Annotated in this window: 17 protein-coding genes and 1 other annotated feature (1 of these 18 cut by a window edge); of the genes, 4 read left to right on the forward strand and 13 right to left on the reverse strand. The window is 59.2% G+C overall.

The annotated features are described in order from the left end of the window. Positions 1 to 25: 25 nt before the first annotated feature. Positions 26 to 964, reverse strand: coding sequence for a bifunctional riboflavin kinase/FAD synthetase (gene ribF, locus GF111_RS09560; protein ID WP_019455021.1), 939 nt, complete (start codon positions 962 to 964; stop codon positions 26 to 28). A gap of 390 nt (positions 965 to 1,354) precedes the next feature. On the opposite strand from ribF, the gene rpsT reads away from it, so the two are divergent. Beyond that, entirely contained in the window at positions 1,355 to 1,618 is a 264-nt protein-coding gene (rpsT, locus tag GF111_RS09565; RefSeq protein WP_033637053.1) for a 30S ribosomal protein S20, read from the forward strand. Positions 1,619 to 1,689: 71 nt separating this feature from the next. Here rpsT and nhaR read toward each other — a convergent pair whose 3' ends face one another. The 4 genes from nhaR to dnaK form a co-directional block, all read right to left on the reverse strand. After that, on the reverse strand, positions 1,690 to 2,589 hold the full coding sequence (gene nhaR / locus GF111_RS09570; protein ID WP_004932962.1) for a transcriptional activator NhaR: 900 nt from the start codon (positions 2,587 to 2,589) through the stop codon (positions 1,690 to 1,692). A 192-nt stretch (positions 2,590 to 2,781) separates the two neighbouring features. Then, positions 2,782 to 3,948, reverse strand: a complete 1,167-nt coding sequence (gene nhaA, locus GF111_RS09575) for a Na+/H+ antiporter NhaA (RefSeq protein WP_080490725.1) — start codon at positions 3,946 to 3,948, stop codon at positions 2,782 to 2,784. Between the two features lie 236 nt (positions 3,949 to 4,184). Next, the gene (gene dnaJ, locus GF111_RS09580; RefSeq protein WP_004932969.1) at positions 4,185 to 5,309 is read right to left on the reverse strand and encodes a molecular chaperone DnaJ; all 1,125 of its coding nucleotides are present in this window, start codon (positions 5,307 to 5,309) and stop codon (positions 4,185 to 4,187) included. Positions 5,310 to 5,415: 106 nt separating this feature from the next. Continuing rightward, positions 5,416 to 7,329, reverse strand: a complete 1,914-nt coding sequence (dnaK, locus tag GF111_RS09585; RefSeq protein ID WP_055312716.1) for a molecular chaperone DnaK — start codon at positions 7,327 to 7,329, stop codon at positions 5,416 to 5,418. Positions 7,330 to 7,653: 324 nt separating this feature from the next. Between dnaK and satP the strand changes: the two genes are divergently transcribed. Next, positions 7,654 to 8,253: an acetate uptake transporter gene (satP, locus tag GF111_RS09590; protein ID WP_025301520.1), complete on the forward strand. Its 600-nt coding sequence runs from the start codon at positions 7,654 to 7,656 to the stop codon at positions 8,251 to 8,253. Positions 8,254 to 8,302: 49 nt separating this feature from the next. Here satP and GF111_RS09595 read toward each other — a convergent pair whose 3' ends face one another. The 5 genes from GF111_RS09595 to tal all read right to left on the reverse strand — a co-directional run bounded on the left by GF111_RS09595 (position 8,303) and on the right by tal (position 14,057). Continuing rightward, positions 8,303 to 9,508: an ISL3 family transposase gene (locus GF111_RS09595; RefSeq protein ID WP_071845311.1), complete on the reverse strand. Its 1,206-nt coding sequence runs from the start codon at positions 9,506 to 9,508 to the stop codon at positions 8,303 to 8,305. A 112-nt stretch (positions 9,509 to 9,620) separates the two neighbouring features. Continuing rightward, the gene (locus tag GF111_RS09600; RefSeq protein WP_047729874.1) at positions 9,621 to 10,826 is read right to left on the reverse strand and encodes an ISL3 family transposase; all 1,206 of its coding nucleotides are present in this window, start codon (positions 10,824 to 10,826) and stop codon (positions 9,621 to 9,623) included. A 107-nt stretch (positions 10,827 to 10,933) separates the two neighbouring features. Then, positions 10,934 to 12,241, reverse strand: coding sequence for an MFS transporter (locus GF111_RS09605; protein ID WP_047729019.1), 1,308 nt, complete (start codon positions 12,239 to 12,241; stop codon positions 10,934 to 10,936). 124 nt (positions 12,242 to 12,365) lie between these two features. Next, positions 12,366 to 12,953, reverse strand: a complete 588-nt coding sequence (gene mog / locus GF111_RS09610; protein ID WP_004932980.1) for a molybdopterin adenylyltransferase — start codon at positions 12,951 to 12,953, stop codon at positions 12,366 to 12,368. Between the two features lie 150 nt (positions 12,954 to 13,103). After that, the gene (gene tal / locus GF111_RS09615; protein ID WP_047729021.1) at positions 13,104 to 14,057 is read right to left on the reverse strand and encodes a transaldolase; all 954 of its coding nucleotides are present in this window, start codon (positions 14,055 to 14,057) and stop codon (positions 13,104 to 13,106) included. Positions 14,058 to 14,440: 383 nt separating this feature from the next. On the opposite strand from tal, the gene GF111_RS09620 reads away from it, so the two are divergent. Next, positions 14,441 to 15,877 (forward strand): sodium:alanine symporter family protein, encoded by a 1,437-nt coding sequence (locus GF111_RS09620; protein ID WP_147190129.1) that lies wholly within the window; start codon positions 14,441 to 14,443, stop codon positions 15,875 to 15,877. Between the two features lie 105 nt (positions 15,878 to 15,982). After that, positions 15,983 to 16,759, forward strand: coding sequence for a peroxide stress protein YaaA (gene yaaA / locus GF111_RS09625; protein WP_038878578.1), 777 nt, complete (start codon positions 15,983 to 15,985; stop codon positions 16,757 to 16,759). 46 nt (positions 16,760 to 16,805) lie between these two features. Here yaaA and thrC read toward each other — a convergent pair whose 3' ends face one another. The 3 genes from thrC to thrA are packed head-to-tail and all read right to left on the reverse strand — an operon-like array spanning position 16,806 to position 21,489. After that, complete coding sequence (thrC, locus tag GF111_RS09630) at positions 16,806 to 18,095, reverse strand: threonine synthase (RefSeq protein WP_147190131.1); 1,290 nt, start codon at positions 18,093 to 18,095, stop codon at positions 16,806 to 16,808. Between the two features lie 3 nt (positions 18,096 to 18,098). After that, on the reverse strand, positions 18,099 to 19,028 hold the full coding sequence (thrB, locus tag GF111_RS09635; RefSeq protein ID WP_004932993.1) for a homoserine kinase: 930 nt from the start codon (positions 19,026 to 19,028) through the stop codon (positions 18,099 to 18,101). Between the two features lies 1 nt (position 19,029). Continuing rightward, entirely contained in the window at positions 19,030 to 21,489 is a 2,460-nt protein-coding gene (gene thrA / locus GF111_RS09640) for a bifunctional aspartate kinase/homoserine dehydrogenase I (protein ID WP_055317167.1), read from the reverse strand. Between the two features lie 24 nt (positions 21,490 to 21,513). After that, positions 21,514 to 21,543: a sequence feature (Thr leader region), on the reverse strand; it runs 88 nt beyond the window's last position.

Here is a 21,543-nt window from a genome sequence, read left to right on the forward strand (position 1 = left end):
TCGGTTCCGTTTTCGGCTATAGAGATTAAACCGGTGTCTGTAGCCCGAAGAACTTCCGGGCCGTCACCACATCATTGGCGATTTGCTGCTTCAGGGCATCGAGCGAAGCAAACCGTTGTTCATTACGCAATTTTGCGCGGAGCACCACCTCAATATGGCGCCCGTAAAGATCCATTGTGACATCCAGCAGATGCACTTCCAGCTGCTGGCGCACGCCGGCGACGGTCGGGCGCGTACCGATATTGGCCACGCCCGGCAGCGGCTGCGGCCCCAGGCCGTACACTTCTACCGCATACACCCCTTTCACCGGCGCTACCAGGCGCTTGAGCGGCAAATTGGCGGTCGGGAAGCCGATGGTGCGGCCCAGCTCGTCGCCGTGCACTACGCGCCCGGAAATGCTGTACGGGTGGCCCAGCAGGGTCTCCGCCAGCGGCAGATCGTCCTCGCTCAGCGCGGTGCGGATCGCGGTGCTGCTGATGCGCCGCTCGCCTTCGCGGAAGGTCGGGGTGCTGACCACCTCGAAGCCGTACTCTTTTCCGGCCTGCTGCAATAGCGGAAAATCGCCCTGACGCCCGGCGCCAAAGCGAAAATCATCCCCCACCATCAGGAATTTGACGCCCAGTTTTTCCACCAGCAGCTCGGCGACGAACGCCTGCGCGGTGTTGGCGGCAAAACGCGGATCGAACTTGACGCACAGCAGGTAGTCGACGCCCGCCTGCGCCAGGTAGTTGGCCTTGTCGCGCAAGCGCGTCAAGCGGGCCGGCGCCTTGTCGGCGGCGAACATCTCCAGCGGCTGCGGCTCAAAGATCATGACCATCACCGGCAGCCCGAGGCGTTTCCCTTGTTGCTTCAACTGCTCCAGCAGCGCCTGATGACCGCGGTGTACGCCGTCAAAGTTGCCGATGGTGAGCACGCAACCATGGTGGCGCGCCCGGATATTGTGAATGCCGCGAATTAGCTCCATAGCTGGCTCAAAACAGTGGAAATCGGCGGATTATACCTTGTACAGCCGGTAAGGTTAACCCGCGATTGGTGCCTTTATGTAATAGACATACCATACCGGAGATAATCTGCGCGTGAAACGGCTTCGCCGCAGTTTATCCGGCGCTGCCGGGCCGATTCTCGACCGCGGCCAACGGCTTGCGTCCGCCGCGGCAAAACATTGGCGAATTTTCTCGCGAAACACTGTATTCCCAAGAGCGAAGCTGGTAAAATCCTGCGCCATCACAACGTAGCGAGTGCCGCCTGTACAAACGGCGCTTATTTGCACAAATCCATTGACAAACGAAGGCTAAAAGGGCATATTCCTCGGCCTTTGAATTGTCCTCAATAGAATATATTTGGGAGTTGGACCTTGGCTAATATCAAATCAGCTAAGAAACGCGCCGTACAGTCTGAGAAACGCCGCAAGCATAACGCTAGCCGTCGCTCAATGGTGCGTACCTTCATCAAGAAGGTAGACGCAGCTATCGCAGCTGGCGACAAAGAAGCAGCACAAACTGCATTCCTGGTAATGCAGCCACTGGTGGACCGTCAGGCAGCTAAAGGCCTGATCCACAAAAACAAAGCAGCGCGTCATAAGTCAAACCTGACTGCACGCATCAACGCAATGCAATAAGCATTTCGTTATCTGCTTGATAAAAAAACCGGCTCAGGCCGGTTTTTTTACGCCCTGCGTTCACTGAACCGCTAGCAGGAAAACAGCGCCGAAAAGTCTTTGTTGCACACGCGCTGCACCGCCGGATGCTGGATCATGCGCTCGGCGAAGATGATGTAATACTCCTCCTGCACGCTGTCGATGCGCCCAATCTCCACCACGTTGTCATCGTTGTAGGTATCCTGCGCATACAGCGTCGGCGCCACGAAAATCGCATTGTGGTACATGCCGAAGGCCTTCATCAGCGCCGCATCGTCGAACTCGCCCAAGATCTCCACCTGAATGCCCTGCGTATTGAACCAGTTGAGCAGCTTGCGCCCCAGCATCGAGCGGCGGCCGGGGATCAGCAGCTTGCGCTGCTCCAGGCAGGCCGGGAACGGCAGCTCCGGCGCCGGCTGGCGGCAGAAGAAGCTGATGCCGCACTCGCCCAGCTTCAGCGAGAACAGCCCTTCCTGCTGGCTGGAGTCTACCGGGCAATCCGACAGGATCATATCCAGCTTGTGCTGGCTGAGCTGCTCCAACAGCATCTCGTGCGTCGATTCAAAACAGCGCAGGTGGATCTGTTCGTTATCCACCACTACCGCCGTTTCCAACACCTGGCTGACCAGGCGCTTCGACAGCGCGTCCGCCACGCCAACGTCGAACAGCAGGTTTGACTCTTTGCGGTAGTTGACGATATCCAGCATTTCCTGGCTGAGCATAAACATCTTGTCGGCATAGCGGAACACCAGCTGTCCCAGCTCCGAAGGCACCAACCCGCGCCCCTGGCGTTTGAACAGCTTGCCGTCCAACCGCTCCTCCAGCGCTTTGATCTGGCCGGTGATGGTCTGCGGCGTCAAAAACAACGCTTCGGCGGCACCGACCACGGAACCGGCCTTGCAGACCTGCCAGAAATAGTAAAGGTGATTAAAGTTGATATGCGACATCCTCACGAGCGGCTCTCCTTAACAACGTTTCGCAGCGGCAAACGGTGTGCCTTGACGAGCGACAAACTTCCTTTCCCTGCTTCAGACAACGTATAGCCCCATTAGTCCCAACGAAGAACGGCCGAAGGTGCACATATTTTATACCGCACAGCTCCGACCAGCCATTTTATTGTGTGCCCTTATCGGGCACACGCAGGATTAACGCACCCGCGGCAACGCCAGACGCAGCAGCCCATACCCTGCCACCGCCGCCGCAGTGGAGCCCAACAGGATCCCCAGGCGGGAATAGGTGCTGAGCGCCGCATCCGCATCGCCAAACGCCAGCGAGGCGATGAAAATCGACATGGTGAAACCAATACCACAGAGCACCGAAACGGCAAACACCTGTTTAAAACCGATCCCCTCAGGCAAGCGGGCGATGCCCATTTTCACCGCCAGCAGGCTGAAGAGGAAAATCCCCAGCGGCTTGCCGATAAACAGCCCGGCCGCAATCCCGACCGGCAACAGCGACGTCAACCCTTCCAGCGATACGCCCTGCAAAGAGACCCCGGCGTTGGCGAAAGCGAACAGCGGCAGGATCATAAACGCGACCCAAGGGTGCAGCTCATGTTCCAGCGTCTCCGACGGCGACGGCCCCTTCTTGACGTTCAGCGGGATCATAAAGCCGACGATCACCCCGGCCAGCGTCGCGTGTACCCCGGACTTGAGGATAGCTACCCACAACACCAGGCCGACCATCATGTACAGCGAGGTTTTACCCACGCCACGCCAGTTCATCACCGCCAGCAGCACCGTCGCCGCCGCCGCCACGCCCAGCGCCACCATCGACACTTCATGGGTGTAGAACAGCGCGATGATGATAATCACGCCCAGGTCATCGATGATCGCCAACGCCAGCAGGAACACTTTCAGGCTGGTCGGCACACGGTTGCCCAGCAGCGCCATTACGCCCAGCGCGAAGGCGATATCGGTCGCGGCCGGGATCGCCCAGCCCTGGCGGGTGACGTCATCCGCGCCGTTGAACAGCAAATAAATTAGCGCCGGTGCCAGCATGCCGCCCAGCGCGGCGATCGCCGGAAACACCGCCTTGTCGCGCCCGGACAGCGAGCCTTGCATCAGCTCGCGCTTGACCTCGAGCCCCACCACCAGGAAGAAGATGGCCATCAGGCCGTCGTTGATCCACAGCAGCAGCGGCTTGGCGATCTCCAGCGAAGCAATCTTCACCATCACCGGCAGGTTAAGGAATGCCTGATAGATCCCCTGCGCCGGGGTGTTGGCCATGATCAGGGCGACGATCGCCGCCGCGATCAGAATGATGCCGCCCGCGGCTTCCTGACGTAAAAATTGACGAATGATGTTGGTCACAATACGTCTCTCCAAATCTGTGCAGGGCGTAGCGCCCTGCGAACCACAGTCATGAAGTGAGTATAGAGGGCGTTTTAGTTCGAAAAAATAAGTTTATAAATGCTAAATAACTCGACAAAACCGATCAAAAGCACGAATAAGTCACATTATTTATAGGGAATTAGTGGTGCAACATGCAAATAAAAACCCCGGGACAGACGCCCGGGGTTCTAATATAAACCAGCAGAAACAGCAGGTTAGCGAGTCAGGTCGTCAAAGAACTTTTTCACCCCGTCGAAGAAGCTCTTCGATCGCGGGCTGTTCTTGTCACCGGACGGGCCACCCAGGCTCTCTTCCAGCTCGCGCAGCAGTTGCTTCTGCTTGTCGTTCAGATTGACCGGGGTTTCCACCACTACGCGGCACAGCAGGTCACCCTGGCTGCCGCCACGCACCGATTTCACGCCCTTGCCGCGCATGCGGAACAGTTTGCCGGTTTGGGTCTCCGAAGGCACCTTCAGTTTCACCCGGCCGTCCAGCGTCGGCACTTCAATCTCACCGCCCAGCGCCGCCATGGCGAAGTTGATCGGCACTTCACAGTACAGGTTGTTGCCTTCGCGCTCGAAGATCGGGTGCGCCTTCACCTGCACCTGAACGTACAGATCGCCCGCCGGTGCGCCGTGCTCGCCGGCTTCGCCTTCACCCGCCAGGCGGATGCGGTCACCGGTATCGACGCCGGCCGGAATTTTCACCGACAGCGTTTTGGATTTTTCTACCCGGCCGTGGCCGTGGCACTTGTTGCACGGATCTTTGATGATCTGACCGCGGCCATGGCAGTGCGGACACGCCTGCTGCACGGTGAAGAAGCCCTGACGCATCTGCACCTGGCCCTGGCCGTGACAGGTTGGACAGGTCACCGGCGAGCTGCCCGGCTTGGCGCCGCTGCCGTGGCAGACGTCGCACTCTTCCAGCGTCGGGATGCGGATCTCTTTGGTGACGCCACGTACCGCTTCCTCGAGGGTCAGCTCCATGTTATAGCGCAGATCGGAACCGCGGCTGGCGCGCTGACGGCGGCCTCCGCCGAAGATGTCGCCAAACACGTCGCCAAAGATATCGCTGAAGTCGGCACCGCCGCCAAAGCCGCCGCCGCCCATGCCGCCCTGTTCAAAGGCCGCGTGCCCATACTGGTCGTAGGCCGCGCGCTTTTGGTCGTCGGTCAGGACTTCGTAAGCTTCTTTAACTTCTTTAAACTTGGTTTCGGCGTCTTGTTCCTGGTTGCGGTCAGGATGGTATTTCATCGCCAGACGTTTGTACGCCTTTTTGATCTCACGTTCATCCGCCGTCTTGCTGACGCCGAGAATCTCGTAATAGTCTTTCTTCGCCATTCTTTCGCTTACCCTTAACATGCGTGCACGGGCGCAGAGTTGCCTCGACGCCCGTGCTGGTTTCCGGGAGCGGCATCTCGGCCGCCCCGTGCCCGCTTAAGGGCGATTATTTTTTGTCTTTAACTTCTTCGAACTCAGCGTCAACCACGTCGTCGTCTTTCTGCGCCGCGTTGTCCGCGCCGGCGTCAGCACCCTGCTGAGCCTGCTGCGCCTGGGCCATTTCCAGCAGTTTGCCGGAAACCTGCACCAGAGCCTGAGTCTTCGCTTCGATCTCGGCTTTATCTTCGCCTTTCACCGCCGCTTCCAGATCTTTCAGCGCCGCTTCGATCGCCGTTTTGTCTTCCGCCGGCAGTTTGTCGCCCGCTTCTTCCAGCTGCTTGCGAGTGCCGTGGATCAGGTGATCCGCCTGGTTACGTGTCTGTACCAGCTCTTCGAACTTGCGGTCGGCTTCAGCGTTCAGCTCGGCGTCGCGCACCATTTTCTGGATTTCGTCTTCGTTCAGGCCAGAAGATGCCTTGATGGTGATCTTCTGCTCACGACCGGTGTTCTTGTCTTTGGCAGACACGTGCAGGATGCCGTCGGCATCGATATCGAAGGTCACTTCGATCTGCGCCATGCCGCGCGGTGCCGCCTGAATGCCGTCCAGGTTGAACTGGCCCAGAGATTTGTTATCGCTGGCGCGCTTACGCTCACCCTGCAGCACGTGGATGGTTACCGCAGACTGGTTGTCTTCAGCGGTAGAGAACACCTGGCTGTGCTTGGTCGGGATCGTGGTGTTTTTGGTGATCAGCGGCGTCATCACGCTGCCCATGGTTTCGATACCCAGCGACAGCGGGGTCACGTCCAGCAGCAGAACGTCCTTCACATCACCGGCCAACACGCCGCCCTGTACCGCAGCGCCCACGGCAACCGCTTCGTCAGGGTTCACGTCTTTACGCGGCTCTTTGCCGAAGAAGTCTGCGACTTTCTTCTGCACCATTGGCATACGGGTCTGGCCGCCCACCAGGATCACGTCCTGAATGTCGGAAACCGACAGGCCTGCGTCTTTCAGCGCCACTTTCAGCGGCTCGATAGAGCGCGCCACCAGATCTTCAACCAGCGACTCGAGTTTGGCGCGAGTCACTTTGATGTTCATGTGTTTTGGACCGGTCGCGTCTGCAGTGATGTACGGCAGGTTAACGTCGGTCTGCTGAGCGGAAGACAGTTCGATCTTCGCTTTCTCAGCGGCTTCTTTCAGACGCTGCATCGCCAGCGGATCGTTGCGCAGATCGATACCCTGATCTTTCTTGAACTCTTCCACCAGGTAGTTGATCAGACGGCTGTCGAAGTCTTCGCCACCCAGGTGGGTATCACCGTTGGTCGCCAGCACTTCGAAGGTTTTTTCGCCGTCAACATCGTCGATTTCGATGATGGAGATATCGAAAGTACCGCCGCCCAGGTCATAAACCGCGATGGTGCGGTTGCCGACTTCTTTGTCCAGACCGTAGGCCAGAGCCGCAGCGGTCGGTTCGTTGATGATGCGTTTGACTTCCAGACCCGCGATGCGGCCGGCGTCTTTGGTCGCCTGACGCTGGGCGTCGTTGAAGTAAGCCGGTACGGTGATAACCGCTTCAGTTACCGGTTCGCCCAGGTAATCTTCCGCCGTTTTCTTCATTTTCTTCAGCACTTCCGCAGAGATCTGCGGCGGAGCCATTTTCTGGCCTTTCACTTCCAGCCAGGCGTCGCCGTTGTCGGCTTCGACGATTTTGTACGGCATGATCGCTTTGTCGCGCTGCGCTTCGTCATCCTGGAAGCGGCGACCGATCAGGCGCTTGATGGCGAACAGGGTGTTTTCAGGGTTGGTCACTGCCTGACGCTTAGCCGGCTGGCCAACCAGAGTTTCACCGTCCTGGGTATATGCGATAATAGAAGGAGTGGTGCGGTCGCCCTCGGCGTTTTCCAGCACGCGTGCCTTGGCACCATCCATAATTGCTACGCAAGAGTTGGTAGTACCCAGGTCGATACCAATAATTTTACCCATCTAAACGTCTCCACTAAAAAATTCATAATCAGTCAGGTTGCTAACCTATATGCGGGCGATTTTTTGCTTTTCAACTGCCCGATATCTCAGTGCGACCCGCGGTTAGCAACTGCGGTTGCAAATAAGATGGGGCCATCCAATCCGGCATCAAGGGGCAAGGCGAAAAAAATTTCTTTTTTTATCGTCATTCAGATCATTGTTTCCGGCTGCGGGGATCATTATGATGCGCGCGCTCTGGTGGAAAACTTCGATTTTTTGGCCATTCAGACCATTTATTATTTTACTTCGCTGTTTCCGTTAATTTTCTGTTATCGCAGAGGACTTATGCACACCAACAAGTTGGCGAATCCCGGCCCTCTCGGCCTGATGGGCTTCGGGATGACCACCGTCTTGCTGAACCTGCACAACGCGGGCTTTTTCCCACTGAACTCCGCCATCATCAGCATGGGGATTTTCTTCGGTGGCCTGGCCCAGATCCTGGCCGGTCTGCTGGAATACAAGAAGGGCAACACCTTCGGCATGACCGCTTTCACCGCCTACGGCAGCTTCTGGCTGAGCCTGGTCGGCCTGCTGCTGCTGCCGCGTCTGGGCCTGGCTGAGGCCACCGAGGCGCACGTGCTGGGCATCTACCTGGCGCTGTGGGGCGTCTTCACCCTGTTCATGTTCTTCGGCACCCTAGCCGCCAACCGCGTGCTGCAGTTCGTGTTCGCCAGCCTCACGCTGCTGTTCGCCCTGCTGGCCGTCGGCAACATCACCGGCAATCACGCACTGCTGACCTTCGCTGGCTATGAAGGCATCATCTGCGGCGCCAGCGCCATTTACCTGGCGATGGCCGAAGTGCTCAACGAGCAATACGGCCGCACCGTGCTGCCGATTGGCGAGCCGGCTCCGGCCCGCGTCGCGGCCTCGCCGGTCACGGCATAATCGCCCTTCCCTGATGAAAAAGCCCTGCAGTGCAGGGCTTTTTTTTGGTTCATCGCGCTTTACCGGGGAACGCTGCTTTGATTTTCAGGAAGAAGTAAGCGTTATCCCGGTATCCATAGGCCATCCGCTTCATCACTTTTATCTTATTGTTCATCCCTTCCAGCACGCTGGTATTCAACCTGTGTCTGGCACTCGCGATGATGCCACCGGCATACCCTTTCAGTTTCTCGGCGAAGTGTTGCAACGCCTTGATTCCGCTTTCCTGAGACTGCCTGTACCAGCTTGTCCAGCGCCTCCATGCCTCTTGTTCACTCGGGGCGTACCACAGTTCTTTCAGCGCGGTTTTCATCAGCCAGACCACATTCAACGGCTGATTCGCCTCCAGCAACTCCGTGAGCTTTACCTCATGCCCTTCGGGCAGGTTTTCTGGGTTGCGCAGCAGCAGCCAGCGGCTGCGTTTGATGACCTGACGCGATTTTGGGTTATCACGGAGTTGATTGGCCTGGTCGACGCGGACCCGGTCGATAACCTCCCGGCCATACTTTGCCACCACATGGAACAAGTCATAGACCACTTCCGCCTGCGGGCAGTGATGCCTGACCTCCAGGTCTAACGCCGTATTCATATCCATGGCGACAGACTGGATAGCGGCACAGCCTTCAGCGCCCAGCCAGACGAAGAAGGGGCGGAAGGCCGCTCTGCTGCGGCCTTCGCCCACCCACAACACCTGTTGCGTATCCGCATCCATCACCACGGTGGCATAACGATGTCCTTTGAACAGGGCGAACTCATCCATCACCAGACGGCGGAGGGTATGGCGCTGCGGCTCTGTCCGTTCCCGCAGCAGACGCCGGTAGTCGATATTCTTGACCGTATGCCAGTGCAGGCCGGTGAGTTGTGCAACGTGCTTAATCGGCAGTAAACGGACCAGTGACTCAACCCATACGGATAGTGTCGTGGTATATCTCTGGCGTTCAGGCAACCAGCTGATTTTTTCGGTGGTGACCCCGCAATGGGGGCAACACAGGCGCCGGACGGGGACGTTGAGCCAGACGACCCAATCGAGCAGCTGGCGTTCACGCACTCGGCGGAAGGAAACATCATGCACAACAGGCACCCGCCGCTCACAACGACGACAACAGGGCATGACGGCAGCGTCAGGCTGGAGCTGGATAAGCAGGGAGTTGGCAGAAGGATGCGAGAAGGAATTGACGATAAAGCCTTCCCAGAACAGGGAGCAAAGGTTAGCATTCATAGTGACGGCAGTTTTGAAAGTTTAGGGTGTGTTTTGGCGAATACAAACCTAAACGTTCTGACTGCCGTTTTCTATTGGTTCACGCTAAAGCGCGATGAACCTTTTTTTTGGTTCATCGCGCTTTACCGGGGAACGCTGCTTTGATTTTCAGGAAGAAGTAAGCGTTATCCCGGTATCCATAGGCCATCCGCTTCATCACTTTTATCTTATTGTTCATCCCTTCCAGCACGCTGGTATTCAACCTGTGTCTGGCACTCGCGATGATGCCACCGGCATACCCTTTCAGTTTCTCGGCGAAGTGTTGCAACGCCTTGATTCCGCTTTCCTGAGACTGCCTGTACCAGCTTGTCCAGCGTCTCTGCGCCTCTTGTTCACTCGGGGCGTACCACAGTTCTTTCAGCGTCGTTTTCATCAGCCAGACCACATTCAACGGCTGATTCGCCTCCAGCAACTCCGTGAGCTTTACCTCATGCCCTTCGGGCAGGTTTTCTGGGTTGCGCAGCAGCAGCCAGCGGCTGCGTTTGATGACCTGACGCGATTTTGGGTTATCACGGAGTTGATTGGCCTGGTCGACGCGGACCCGGTCGATAACCTCCCGGCCATACTTTGCCACCACATGGAACAAGTCATAGACCACTTCCGCCTGCGGGCAGTGATGCCTGACCTCCAGGTCTAACGCCGTATTCATATCCATGGCGACAGACTGGATAGCAGCACAGCCTTCAGCGCCCAGCCAGACGAAGAAGGGGCGGAAGGCCGCTCTGCTGCGGCCTTCGCCCACCCACAACACCTGTTGCGTATCCGCATCCATCACCACGGTGGCATAGCGATGTCCTTTGAACAGGGCGAACTCATCCATCACCAGACGGCGGAGGGTATGGCGCTGCGGCTCTGTTCGTTCCCGCAGCAGACGCCGGTAGTCGATATTCTTGACCGTATGCCAGTGCAGTCCGGTGAGTTGTGCAACATGTTTAATCGGCAGTAAACGGGTCAGTGACTCAACCCATACGGATAGCGTCGTGGTATATCTCTGGCGTTCAGGCAACCAGCTGATTTTTTCGGTGGTGACCCCGCAATGGGGGCAACACAGGCGCCGGACGGGGACGTTGAGCCAGACGACCCAATCGAGCAGCTGGCGTTCACGCACTCGGCGGAAGGAAACATCATGCACAACAGGCACCCGCCGCTCACAACGACGACAACAGGGCATGACGGCAGCGTCAGGCTGGAGCTGGATAAGCAGGGAGTTGGCAGAAGGATGCGAGAAGGAATTGACGACAAAGCCTTCCCAGAACAGGGAGCAAAGGTTAGCATTCATAGTGACGGCAGTTTTGAAGGTTTAGGGTGTGTTTTGGCGAATACAAACCTAAACGTTCTGACTGCCGTTTTCTATTGGTTCACGCTAAAGCGCGATGAACCTTTTTTTTAGCTGTAGGAATCGGCTCGCCGCTCCCCGGCTTCGCTGTTCAGGTCGCGATGCAGGTAGAAGCCGAGCAGCAGCCCGATGAGCGACAGCGCCAACACGTAGTAAGCGGGCGCTAACGGGGTCAATTTCATGATCAGCGTCACAAAAATAGGGGTTAAACCGCCAAAAATAGCGTACGAGACGTTATATGAGAACGAGATGCCGGTAAACCGCACTTCCGCCGGGAACGCCCGCACCATCACGTACGGCACGGCTCCCACCACGCCTACGCTGAACCCCACCAGCGCATAACAGGCGAACAGCATTTCCGGGCGTACGCCCACCGTCTGATAGAACAGCCAGCTGCAGCCGGCCAGCAGCACACTGCCGACCACCAGCGTTTTGCTGGCGCCGAAGCGATCGGCCGACAAACCGGCGACGATGCAGCCGGCGATCAGCATGATGGTGGCGATGCTGTTGGCCTGCAGCGTCAAGGCCGGCGCAATGCCGAACTGCTTTTGCAGATAGGTCGGGGTCATCAGGATCACCACCACGATGCCGGCGGAGAGCAGCCAGGTCAGCAGCATCGATACCACCACTTCCCGCTTGTGGTTGAGCACCACCGATTTCAGCGGCAGCTCCTCGGCCAGCGCTTTACGCGCCTGCATCTCGATGAAGATCGGCGTTTCCTGCAGCCAGCGGCGCAGGTACATCGCCACCAGGCCGAACATGCCGCCCAACAGGAAAGGAATGCGCCAACCGCCGCCGGCAATGCTCTGCGGGCTGAGCGTAGTGTTGATCACCGTCGCCACCACCGAGCCCAGCAGGATGCCCACCGTCAGCCCGGCGGTCAGCGTGCCACAGGCGAAGCCGATGCGCCGGCGCGGCACGTGTTCGGCAACGAAGACCCAGGCGCCCGGCACCTCACCGCCGATCGCCGCCCCCTGCAGCACACGCATCAACAGCAGCAGCAGCGGTGCAGCGATGCCGATGCTGGCGTAGGTCGGCAGCAGGCCCATCGCCAGCGTCGGCAACGCCATCAGCAGAATGCTCAGGGTAAACATCTTCTTGCGGCCGACCAGATCGCCGAAGTGCGCCATCACGATGCCGCCCAGCGGTCGGGCCAGATAGCCGGCGGCGAAAATGCCGAAGGTTTGCACCAGACGTAGCCACTCCGGCATGTCCGCCGGGAAGAACAGATCGCCGACCACGGCGGCGAAGAACACGAAGATGATGAAGTCGTAAAACTCCAGCGCGCCGCCCAACGCGGCCAACGTCAGCGTTTTGTAGTCTTGCCGGTTCAGCCGGCGATTAGTGTCGTGAGGCATAAGGTACCGTCGGTAAAGGCTGTAAAAATAAAAGCCGCAGGCTTTCTGTAAAAGAATCCTTACTATAGCGGCAAATTATTTTCACACCAGACGGACTGAAGCCGATCTCGCAGAATGCTGAAATTTAGAGGTTTATCTCGCGACGCGCGCTCTTTGGCCGAAATGCTGCTACCACCGCGGCGTGCGTTTCGACGTAAGGCCCGTCGAGCAGTTGAATGCAATAAGGCACGCTGGCGAAGATGCCGTGTACCACCGCATTGCCCTGCTCATCCTTTACCCCTTCCAGCGTTTCCTTGATCGACTTCGGTTGGCCGGGCAGGTTGATGATCAGCGCCTGTTTGCGGATCGCCCCCACCTGGCGAGAAAGAATTGCCGTTGGCACATAGTGTAGGCTGATCTGACGCATTTGCTCGCCGAAGCCGGGCATCACACGATCGGCGATCGCCAGCGTGGCGTCGGGGGTGACATCACGGCGCGCCGGCCCGGTACCGCCGGTGGTCAGCACCAGATGGCAGCCCATTTCGTCCACCAGCTCGCACAGCGTCTGTTCAATTTGCGTCTGCTCATCGGGGATCAGCCGGGTTTCCAGCTTGAACGGCGTCGCCAGCGCGCCGCTCAGCCACTCTTCCAGCGCCGGGATGCCTTTATCCTGATAAACGCCGCCGGAAGCGCGATCGGAAACGGAAACCAAACCAATACGTAAAATATCCATGCGTCACCTCTACAGCCTGATGGGGTCCGAACGGGTTCGTCTCCCGTTCTGTTGTCATTGCCGAGAGTATAAGGGCTTCCCCCGCCGGCGGGAGCGTCGGGCTAAAAAAAGGTGGCCTGAGCCACCTTTTTACTGTGCGATCTGCGGGAATTACAGCAGGTCGGCGATCATTTTTTCCAGTTTGCCCTGGTCTACGGCGAACTTGCGGATACCGTCGGTCAGTTTCTCAACCGCCATCGGATCCTGGTTGTGCTGCCAGTAGAACTCAGGTTCGGTCAGTGCGGCAGGACGCGCCTTCACTTCACCGGTGTAAGACAGTTTGCGCTCCAGCGTGCCTTCGCTCTCCGCCAGCTCTTTCAGCAGCGCAGGGGCGATGGTCAGGCGGTCACAGCCGGCCAGTTCGATGATTTCGCCGACGTTACGGAAGCTGGCGCCCATCACCACGGTGTTGTAACCGTGCTGTTTGTAGTACTGGTAGATTTCGGTCACGGAGATCACGCCCGGATCTTCGTGCGGGGCGAACTCTTTCTTGTCGCCGTTGGCTTTGTACCAGTCGAGGATACGGCCGACGAACGGCGAGATCAGGTAAACGCCGGCTTCGGCACAGGCGCGAGCCTGAGCGAAGGAGAACAGCAGCGTCAGGTTACAGTTGATGCCTTCTTTCTCCAGCTGCTCCGCAGCGCGGATGCCCTGCCAGGTCGAGGCCAGTTTGATCAGGATGCGATCGTTGCTGATGCCGGCTTCGTTGTACAGTTTGATCAGGCGCTTGGCCTTGGCCACGCTGGCGACGGTGTCGTAAGACAGACGCGCATCCACTTCGGTGGAGATGCGGCCCGGAACCAGTTTGAGGATTTCCAGACCGATGTTGACCGCCAGCTTGTCGGCAGCGTCGGCGATCTGCTGCTCGCGATCGCTGCTCTGGCCGCGCGCCCAGGCGATGGCTTCGTCAATCAGTTTGCGGTATTCAGGAATTTGGGCTGCATTGAGGATCAGCGAAGGGTTGGTTGTAGCGTCCTGCGGTTGATACAGCTTCATTGCCGCGATATCACCCGTATCTGCAACCACCGTGGTCAGCTGGCGCAGGGAAGTTAATTTGTCGGTCATGTTGGCATTATCTCATCGTTTGTGCATGAACTTTTGGCATTGTTCAACCATGCCCTACCCTGATAATAACATGCGCCAAGCCCGGTGCAAGGCTGGAAAACCGCGGCGCGCAAGCATCTGTTTTATCCTTGGGCGAGCAACCGTTTACGCCGATATCTTTCGCCATAACCGAGCGGATGGAAAGGCAATAACGTGCTATTGTCCGAATAAATTATGTTAAATTCGAAAAAATTGATGCAATTCGTCCGCTAATCTGCGAAAAATCTTAATCGACTGACGCCGGACCAATTCCAGCTAAGCTCTTGTAAAAAATAGGCCAATGTTTTTCACCTGCGGTGGATGCTGCAAGGTGCGCATTAAATTTCGATAAGAGGAGGGATCCCTTGACGGACCTGATGAACTTTATAAACAATATTTTGTGGGGATCGGTGCTGATTTATCTGCTGCTCGGCACCGGCATCTACTTCACGTTGCGCACCCGCTTTATCCAGCTCCGCCACTTCAGCCACATGTTCTCGGTGTTGAAAAACAGTAATAAAAGCGACAGCGCCGGCATCTCCTCTTTCCAGGCGCTGTGTACCACGCTGGCGGCGCGCGTCGGCACCGGCAACCTGACCGGCGTCGCCATCGCCCTGACCGCCGGCGGCCCCGGCGCCATCTTCTGGATGTGGGTGGTGGCGTTTATCGGCATGGCCACCTCCTTTGTGGAAAGCTCGCTGGCGCAGCTCTACAAAACCAAAGACGATAACGGCAACTACCGCGGCGGCCCGGCCTACTACATGGAAAAGGGCCTCGGCATGCGCTGGATGGGCGTGCTGTTTTCCATCTTCCTGATCATCGCGTTCGGCCTGGTATTCAACGCCGTGCAGGCCAACTCCATCGCCCAGGCCTCCGCCGTCGCCTTCCATTTGCAGCCGCTGCACGTCGGCATCGGCCTGGTGGTGCTGAGCGGGGTGGTAATCTTCGGCGGCATTCGCTCCATTGCCAAAGTGGCCGAACTGGTGGTGCCGCTGATGGCGGGCGCCTACCTGCTGTTGGCCCTCTGGGTGATTGGCCATAACATCGAGCACATGCCGGCGATCCTGGCGCTGATCTTCAAAAGCGCCTTCGGCCTGCAGGAAGCCGCGGCCGGCGCCGTCGGTTACGGTATCTCCCAGGCGATGACCCAGGGCGTGCAGCGCGGCCTGTTCTCCAACGAAGCCGGCATGGGCTCGGCGCCCAATGCGGCGGCGTCCGCCTCGCCTTATCCTCCGCATCCTGCCTCACAAGGCTACGTGCAAATGCTCGGGGTATTTATCGATACCATCGTCATCTGCAGCGCCACCGCGGCGATCATCCTCTCTTCCGGCATTCTCGATCAGCCGACCGACAGCATCAGCGGCATCGACCTGACCCAGCGCGCGCTGTCGACCGCCGTCGGCAGTTGGGGGACTCCGTTCGTCGCCATCGCCATCTTCTTCTTCGCCTTTACCTCGATCATCGCCAACTACGCCTATGCCGAGAGCAACCTGGTGTTCCTCGAGCACAACCACCCGGGCGGCCTGCTGATTTTCCGCTGTGTGGCGCTGGGCATGGTGATGTTCGGCGCACTGGCGGATCTGCCGCTGGTGTGGAAAATGGCGGATACCTCCATGGCGCTGATGGCCATCACCAACCTGACGGCTATCTTGCTGCTGTCGCGGGTGGCGCTGAAGCTGGCCGACGACTACCATCGCCAGCGCCGCCTGGGCAAGCTGCCGACCTTCGACGCCAACCGTTACCCGGAGCTGAAATCGCAGCTGGAGCCGGGCGTGTGGGACGACAAGCTGCCGCCGCGCTGAGTATTCCGGGGCGCGTGCGATGCGCGCCCCGCCTATTGGACCGATAGCCCCTTTTTCCCGCGCTTTTTGCTACAGTATGCGCACTTGGATAAACAGGATCTGGCCATGCTCGTTATTATTTCCCCTGCAAAAACTCTCGATTACGACAGCCCGCTGGCGACAGAACGCTTCACGCAGCCCGAACTGCTGGACAAGTCTCAGCGGCTTATCAAAATTTGCCGCGAGCTGACGCCGGCGCAAATCGCCAGCCTGATGAGCATCAGCGACAAGCTGGCCGGGCTGAACGCCGCGCGCTTTAGCGAGTGGCAGCCGAAATTTACCCCAGACAATGCCCGTCAGGCGCTGCTGGCGTTCAAGGGCGACGTTTACACCGGCCTGCAGGCGCAGGATTTCAACGAGGCCGATTTTGACTTTGCCCAGCAGCATCTGCGTATGCTGTCCGGTCTGTATGGCGTGCTGCGCCCGCTCGATCTGATGATGCCGTACCGGCTGGAGATGGGCATCAAGCTGGAAAACCCGAAAGGCAAAGATCTGTACAGCTTCTGGGGCGATCAGATCACCCAGAAACTCAACGAAGCGCTGGAGCAGCAGGGCGACGACGTGGTGGTCAACCTGGCGTCCGACGAGTATTTCAAGGCGGTGAAGCCGGCCAAACTGCACGGCGCGCTGATCAAACCGGTCTTCCTCGACGAGAAGAACGGCAAGTACAAGGTCATCAGCTTCTACGCCAAGAAAGCGCGCGGGTTGATGAGCCGCTTTATCATCAAGAACCGCCTGACGCGCAGCGAGCAGCTGGTGGACTTCAACCTGGAAGGCTACGCCTTCGACGAAGCCGCCTCGCAGGGCAATGAACTGGTGTTCAAACGCCCGGAGCAGGTATAAAAAAAGCCGTCGCAAGACGGCTTTTCGCATTCTAGCCTGCCGAACTTCAGGCCGGCAACGCCATCAGGAATTTGCGCAGCTCGGCAAAGCCGGCCGGCAGCGTGTGCGACAGCAGCGGCAGATCGGCCCGCAGCGCCAGCGCTTTCGGCAACGACAGTTCCTGGCCGAGGATCGCTTCTACGCTCTCTTTAAACTTGGCCGGATGCGCCGTGCCGAGGAACAGACCGAACTCCCCTTCCTGCAGCTGATCGCGCAGCGCGCGATAGGCAATGGCCGCGTGCGGTTCTGAGATATAACCCAGCTCGGCCAGTTCACGCATCGTTTCCTTGGTGGTCTCATCGCTGACCGCCGCGTGGCCCAGCGCTTTCAGCTGCCAGACCTTACGACGGAACAGCTCTTCCACGCGCGGCCAGTTGTTTGGCTGGCTGACGTCCATGGCGTTGGACAGCGTCGCGACCGTGGCGTGCGGCTGCCACTGGCCGCTGGTCAGGAAGCGCGGCACGGTGTCGTTGGCGTTGGTGGCGGCGATGAAGCGCTTCACCGGCAGCCCCAGCGACTTGGCCAGCAGCCCGGCGGTCAGATCGCCGAAGTTACCGCTCGGCACCGAGATGACCAGCTGATTGCGCGCTTCCTGCGGCAGCTGCGCCACCGCTTCGAAGTAGTAGCAGATCTGCGCCAGCAAGCGGCTGATGTTGATCGAGTTGGCCGAGTTCAGGTGCAGCGCGTCTTTCAATTCCCGATCGTCGAACGCCTGCTTCACCAGCGCCTGGCAAGCATCGAAGTCGCCGTCGATCGCTACGGTGTGAATGTTGCCGCCCAGGGTACAGAACAGCTTCTCCTGCAGCGGACTGATTTTGCCCTGCGGGTAGAGGATCACCACCCGGACGTTTTTCAGGCCGTAGAAGGCGTGCGCCACGGCGGCGCCGGTGTCGCCGGAGGTGGCGGTCAAAATGGTCACCGGCTGATCGCCGGCCACTTCCGCCAGCATCTGCGCCATAAAGCGGCCGCCGAAGTCTTTGAACGCCAGCGTCGGGCCGTGGAACAGCTCCAGGCAGGAGACGTCTTCGGTCACTTTCGCCACCGGCGCCGGGAACTCAAAGGCGGCCTGCACGCGTTTCTTCAGCGCCGCTTCCGGTAGCTCTTCGCCGATAAAGGCCGACAGAATGCGGCTGCTGCGGGTGACAAAGTCCTGCTCCAGGAGCTGATCGATCTCGGTCAGTTCGAACTCCGGCAGCTCCAGCGGGAAGAACAGCCCCTGCTGCTTGCCCAGGCCTTGCTTGATCGCCTGCGCGAAGCTGACTTGCTCGTTGTGATCCTTAAGGTTGTACAGTTTCATGCGTTATCCCAGTAGTCGAGCGCCTGCGGTATCCAGACGGCAAATATGAACAAAACCTTCGTCGTTTTGCAGATAGTGTTGTTGCAGCCAGGCGGCCATGCGTTGCGCGGTGGCGCCGTCGTTGCAGACAGCGAACAGCGTCGGGCCGGAACCGGAGATGCCGCAGGCCAGCGCGCCGATCTCCTGCGCCGCCTTGCGCGCTTCGGCGAAGCCCGGCAGCAGCCGGGTGCGGTACGGTTCGGCGATCACGTCCTGCATCAATTTGGCGGCCAGCTGCGGCTGCCGGGTGTGGCAGGCATGGATAAAGCCGGCCAGATAGCGGCCGTGGCTGATGCAATCCTGACGACGGTATTGCGCGGGTAAAATGGCGCGCGCTTCGGCGGTGGAGACCTTGATGCCCGGATAGGCCATGACCCACAGCCAATCGTCGAAGCAAGGCACCTCCTGGCTGATGATGCCTTCTTCTTCCAGCATCAGCTGCAGGCCGCCAAGGTAGCAAGGCGCCACGTTGTCGTAATGCACGCTGCCGGAAATGCGGCCTTCCAGCTCGCCCATCAGGCCGAGCAGCGTCGTCTTATCCAGCGGCCGATCGCAGAATTCGTTCATCGCCATCAACCCGGCGACCACCGAACAGGCGCTGGAGCCCAGCCCCGATCCGATCGGCATGTTCTTTTCCAACCGCATCGCCACCGGCACTTCGCGGCCGATCTCCTGGCAGAAACGCTCCCAGCATTGATAAACGATGTTCTCTTTCGGCTCTGCCGGCAGCTTGCTGACGAAGCGCCCGGCATTCTGCAAACTGAACGTCTCGGCGGCTTCGACGCTGACGCAGTCGCCCAGCAGCGTGCCGTCGATCGGCGAAACCGCCGCGCCCAGCACATCGAAACCGACGCTGACGTTACCGATCGAGGCCGGTGCATACACCTTAACCATATTAAACTCCCAACTTCCATGACAGTGTGCGCAGCAGATCGGCGAACACGCCCGCAGCGGTCACATCGTTACCGGCGCCGTAGCCGCGCAGCACCAGCGGCAGCGGCTGATAGTAGCGGCTGTAGAAGGCCAGCGCGTTCTCGCCGTTCTTCACTTTATACAACGGATCGTTGCCGTCCACTGCCTCGATGCGCACCTTGCAGCGCCCTTCGTCGATCAGGCCGACATAGCGCAGCACCTTGCCTTGCTCGGCGGCGTTGGCCACGTTGCGCGCGAACTCTTTATCCAGCTCCGGCAGCCGCGCCAGGAACTGATCCACGTCGCCCGATGCGTCGAAGGACGGCGGCAGCACCGGCTCGACCTCGATATCGCTCAGCTCCAGCTTGTAACCGGCCTCGCGCGCCAGGATCAGCAGCTTGCGCGCCACGTCCATACCGGACAGATCGTCACGCGGATCAGGCTCGGTGTAGCCGTTGGCCCGGGCCTGCAGGGTCGCCGCCGACAGCGACAGCCCGTCGTCCAGCTTGCCGAAGATAAAGGACAGCGAACCGGACAGGATGCCGGAGAAGCGCACCAGCTCATCGCCGGCGTTCAGCAGGTTTTGCAGGTTCTCAATCACCGGTAAACCGGCGCCGACGTTGGTGTCATAGAGGAACTTGCGGTGCGAACCGGCGGCGGCCGCACGCAGTTGCTGATAATAGTTCATCGACGAGGTGTTGGCCTTTTTGTTCGGCGTCACCACGTGGAAACCGTCCGCCAGGAAGTCCACATACTGATCGGCCACCGCCTGGCTGGAGGTACAGTCGACGATCACCGGGTTCAACAGGTGATACTCCTTCACCAGCCGGATCAGGCGGCCGAGATTGAACGGCTCCTGCGCGCCGGCCAGTTCGTCGCGCCAGCTGTCCAGCGCGATACCGTGCACGTTGGTCAGCATCACGCGCGAGTTGGCGATGCCGCACACCCGCAGGTCGATATGTTTTTGCTTCAGCCACGGCTGCTGGCGGTAGATCTGCTCAATCAGCGCCCCGCCGACGCCGCCGACGCCGATGACGAACACTTCGATCACCTGATCGGTGTTGAACAGCATCTGGTGGCTGACGCGCACGCCGGTGGTGGCGGAATCATTGCTGACCACCACCGAAATTGAACGCTCGGAAGAGCCCTGGGCGATGGCGACGATATTGATGTTGGCGCGCGCCAGCGCGGAGAAGAAGCGCGCGGAGATACCACGCAAGGTGCGCATGCCGTCGCCGACCACCGAGATGATCGCCAGGCGTTCCATGACGTCCAGCGGATCCAGCACGCCGTCTTTCAACTCCAGATAGAACTCCTCCTCCAGCGCGCGGCGGGCGCGCTGCAGTTCGCCCTGCGGCACGCAGAAGCTGATGCTGTATTCGGAAGAGGATTGGGTGATCAGCACCACCGAAATGCCGGCGCGCGACATCACGGCGAACACCCGCGCGGCCATGCCGACCATGCCTTTCATGCCCGGGCCGGAGACGTTGATCATCGCCATGTTGTTCAGGTTGGTGATGCCTTTCACCGGCATCGCGTCATCGGTGCTGTCTTTGCCGATCAGCGTGCCGGGGGCCTGCGGGTTGGAGGTGTTTTTAATCAGGCAAGGGATTTGGAACTGGGCAATCGGCGTGATGGTGCGAGGGTGCAGCACTTTGGCGCCGAAGTAGGAGAGCTCCATCGCCTCCTGGTACGACATCGATTTCAGCAGCCTGGCGTCCGGCACGGTGCGCGGATCGCAGGTATACACGCCGTCGACGTCGGTCCAGATCTCGCAACAGTCTGCGCGCAGGCAGGCGGCCAGCACGGCAGCGGAATAGTCGGAGCCGTTACGGCCCAGCACCACCAGCTCGCCCTTGTCGTTACCGGCGGTGAAACCGGCCATCAGCACGATATGGTCGGCCGGGATCGCCGCCGCGGCGATGCGCAGCGTGGACTCGGCGATGTCCACGGTGGACTCCAGGTAGTGGCCCTGCGCCAGCAGTTTCTCCACCGGGTTGATCACCGTGACCGGGTAGCCCTTGGCGCGGAATACCCCTTCCATGATGGCGATGGAGAGCTTTTCGCCGCGGCAGATAATAGCCGCGTTCACGCTGTCCGGGCACTGCCCCAGCAGCGAAACACCGTGCAGCACCTGCTTGAGCTGCGCGAACTCCTGATCGACCACGCCCTTCAGGCGATCGTATTCAAAGCCCGGCAGCGCCTGCGCCAGGCCGCTCAGCAGATCGGCAAAGATCCGCTCGGCGTCGCTGATATTCGGCAGAATGTCCTGGCCTGCCACCGTTTTGTCGATCATCGCCACCAGATGGTTGGTGATCTTTGCGGGGGCGGACAAGACCGTGGCTACCTGTCCCTGACGCGCGTTACTCTCCATGATGTCGGCGACGCGCAGAAAACGTTCTGCATTCGCCACCGAGGTTCCGCCAAATTTCAGCACTCGCATGTGTGATCTCTCCGAATTTAAGCCGAAAAAAAAGCCCGCACTGATTAGGTGCGG

It is taken from the genome of Serratia sp. HRI (assembly GCF_010119335.3).
In the GTDB taxonomy this organism is placed as follows: domain Bacteria; phylum Pseudomonadota; class Gammaproteobacteria; order Enterobacterales; family Enterobacteriaceae; genus Serratia; species Serratia nevei.

Bases quoted from the DNA above. Each gene is read 5' to 3' on its own strand.
- thrB (WP_004932993.1), bottom strand. From the start codon at position 19,028: ATGGTTAAGGTGTATGCACCGGCCTCGATCGGTAACGTCAGCGTCGGT.
- thrA (WP_055317167.1), bottom strand. From the start codon at position 21,489: ATGCGAGTGCTGAAATTTGGCGGAACCTCGGTGGCGAATGCAGAACGT.
- ribF (WP_019455021.1), bottom strand. From the start codon at position 964: ATGGAGCTAATTCGCGGCATTCACAATATCCGGGCGCGCCACCATGGT.
- yaaA (WP_038878578.1), top strand. From the start codon at position 15,983: ATGCTCGTTATTATTTCCCCTGCAAAAACTCTCGATTACGACAGCCCG.
- mog (WP_004932980.1), bottom strand. From the start codon at position 12,953: ATGGATATTTTACGTATTGGTTTGGTTTCCGTTTCCGATCGCGCTTCC.
- tal (WP_047729021.1), bottom strand. From the start codon at position 14,057: ATGACCGACAAATTAACTTCCCTGCGCCAGCTGACCACGGTGGTTGCA.
- dnaK (WP_055312716.1), bottom strand. From the start codon at position 7,329: ATGGGTAAAATTATTGGTATCGACCTGGGTACTACCAACTCTTGCGTA.
- GF111_RS09605 (WP_047729019.1), bottom strand. From the start codon at position 12,241: ATGCCTCACGACACTAATCGCCGGCTGAACCGGCAAGACTACAAAACG.
- satP (WP_025301520.1), top strand. From the start codon at position 7,654: ATGCACACCAACAAGTTGGCGAATCCCGGCCCTCTCGGCCTGATGGGC.
- dnaJ (WP_004932969.1), bottom strand. From the start codon at position 5,309: ATGGCGAAGAAAGACTATTACGAGATTCTCGGCGTCAGCAAGACGGCG.
- GF111_RS09595 (WP_071845311.1), bottom strand. From the start codon at position 9,508: ATGAATGCTAACCTTTGCTCCCTGTTCTGGGAAGGCTTTATCGTCAAT.
- thrC (WP_147190131.1), bottom strand. From the start codon at position 18,095: ATGAAACTGTACAACCTTAAGGATCACAACGAGCAAGTCAGCTTCGCG.
- GF111_RS09600 (WP_047729874.1), bottom strand. From the start codon at position 10,826: ATGAATGCTAACCTTTGCTCCCTGTTCTGGGAAGGCTTTGTCGTCAAT.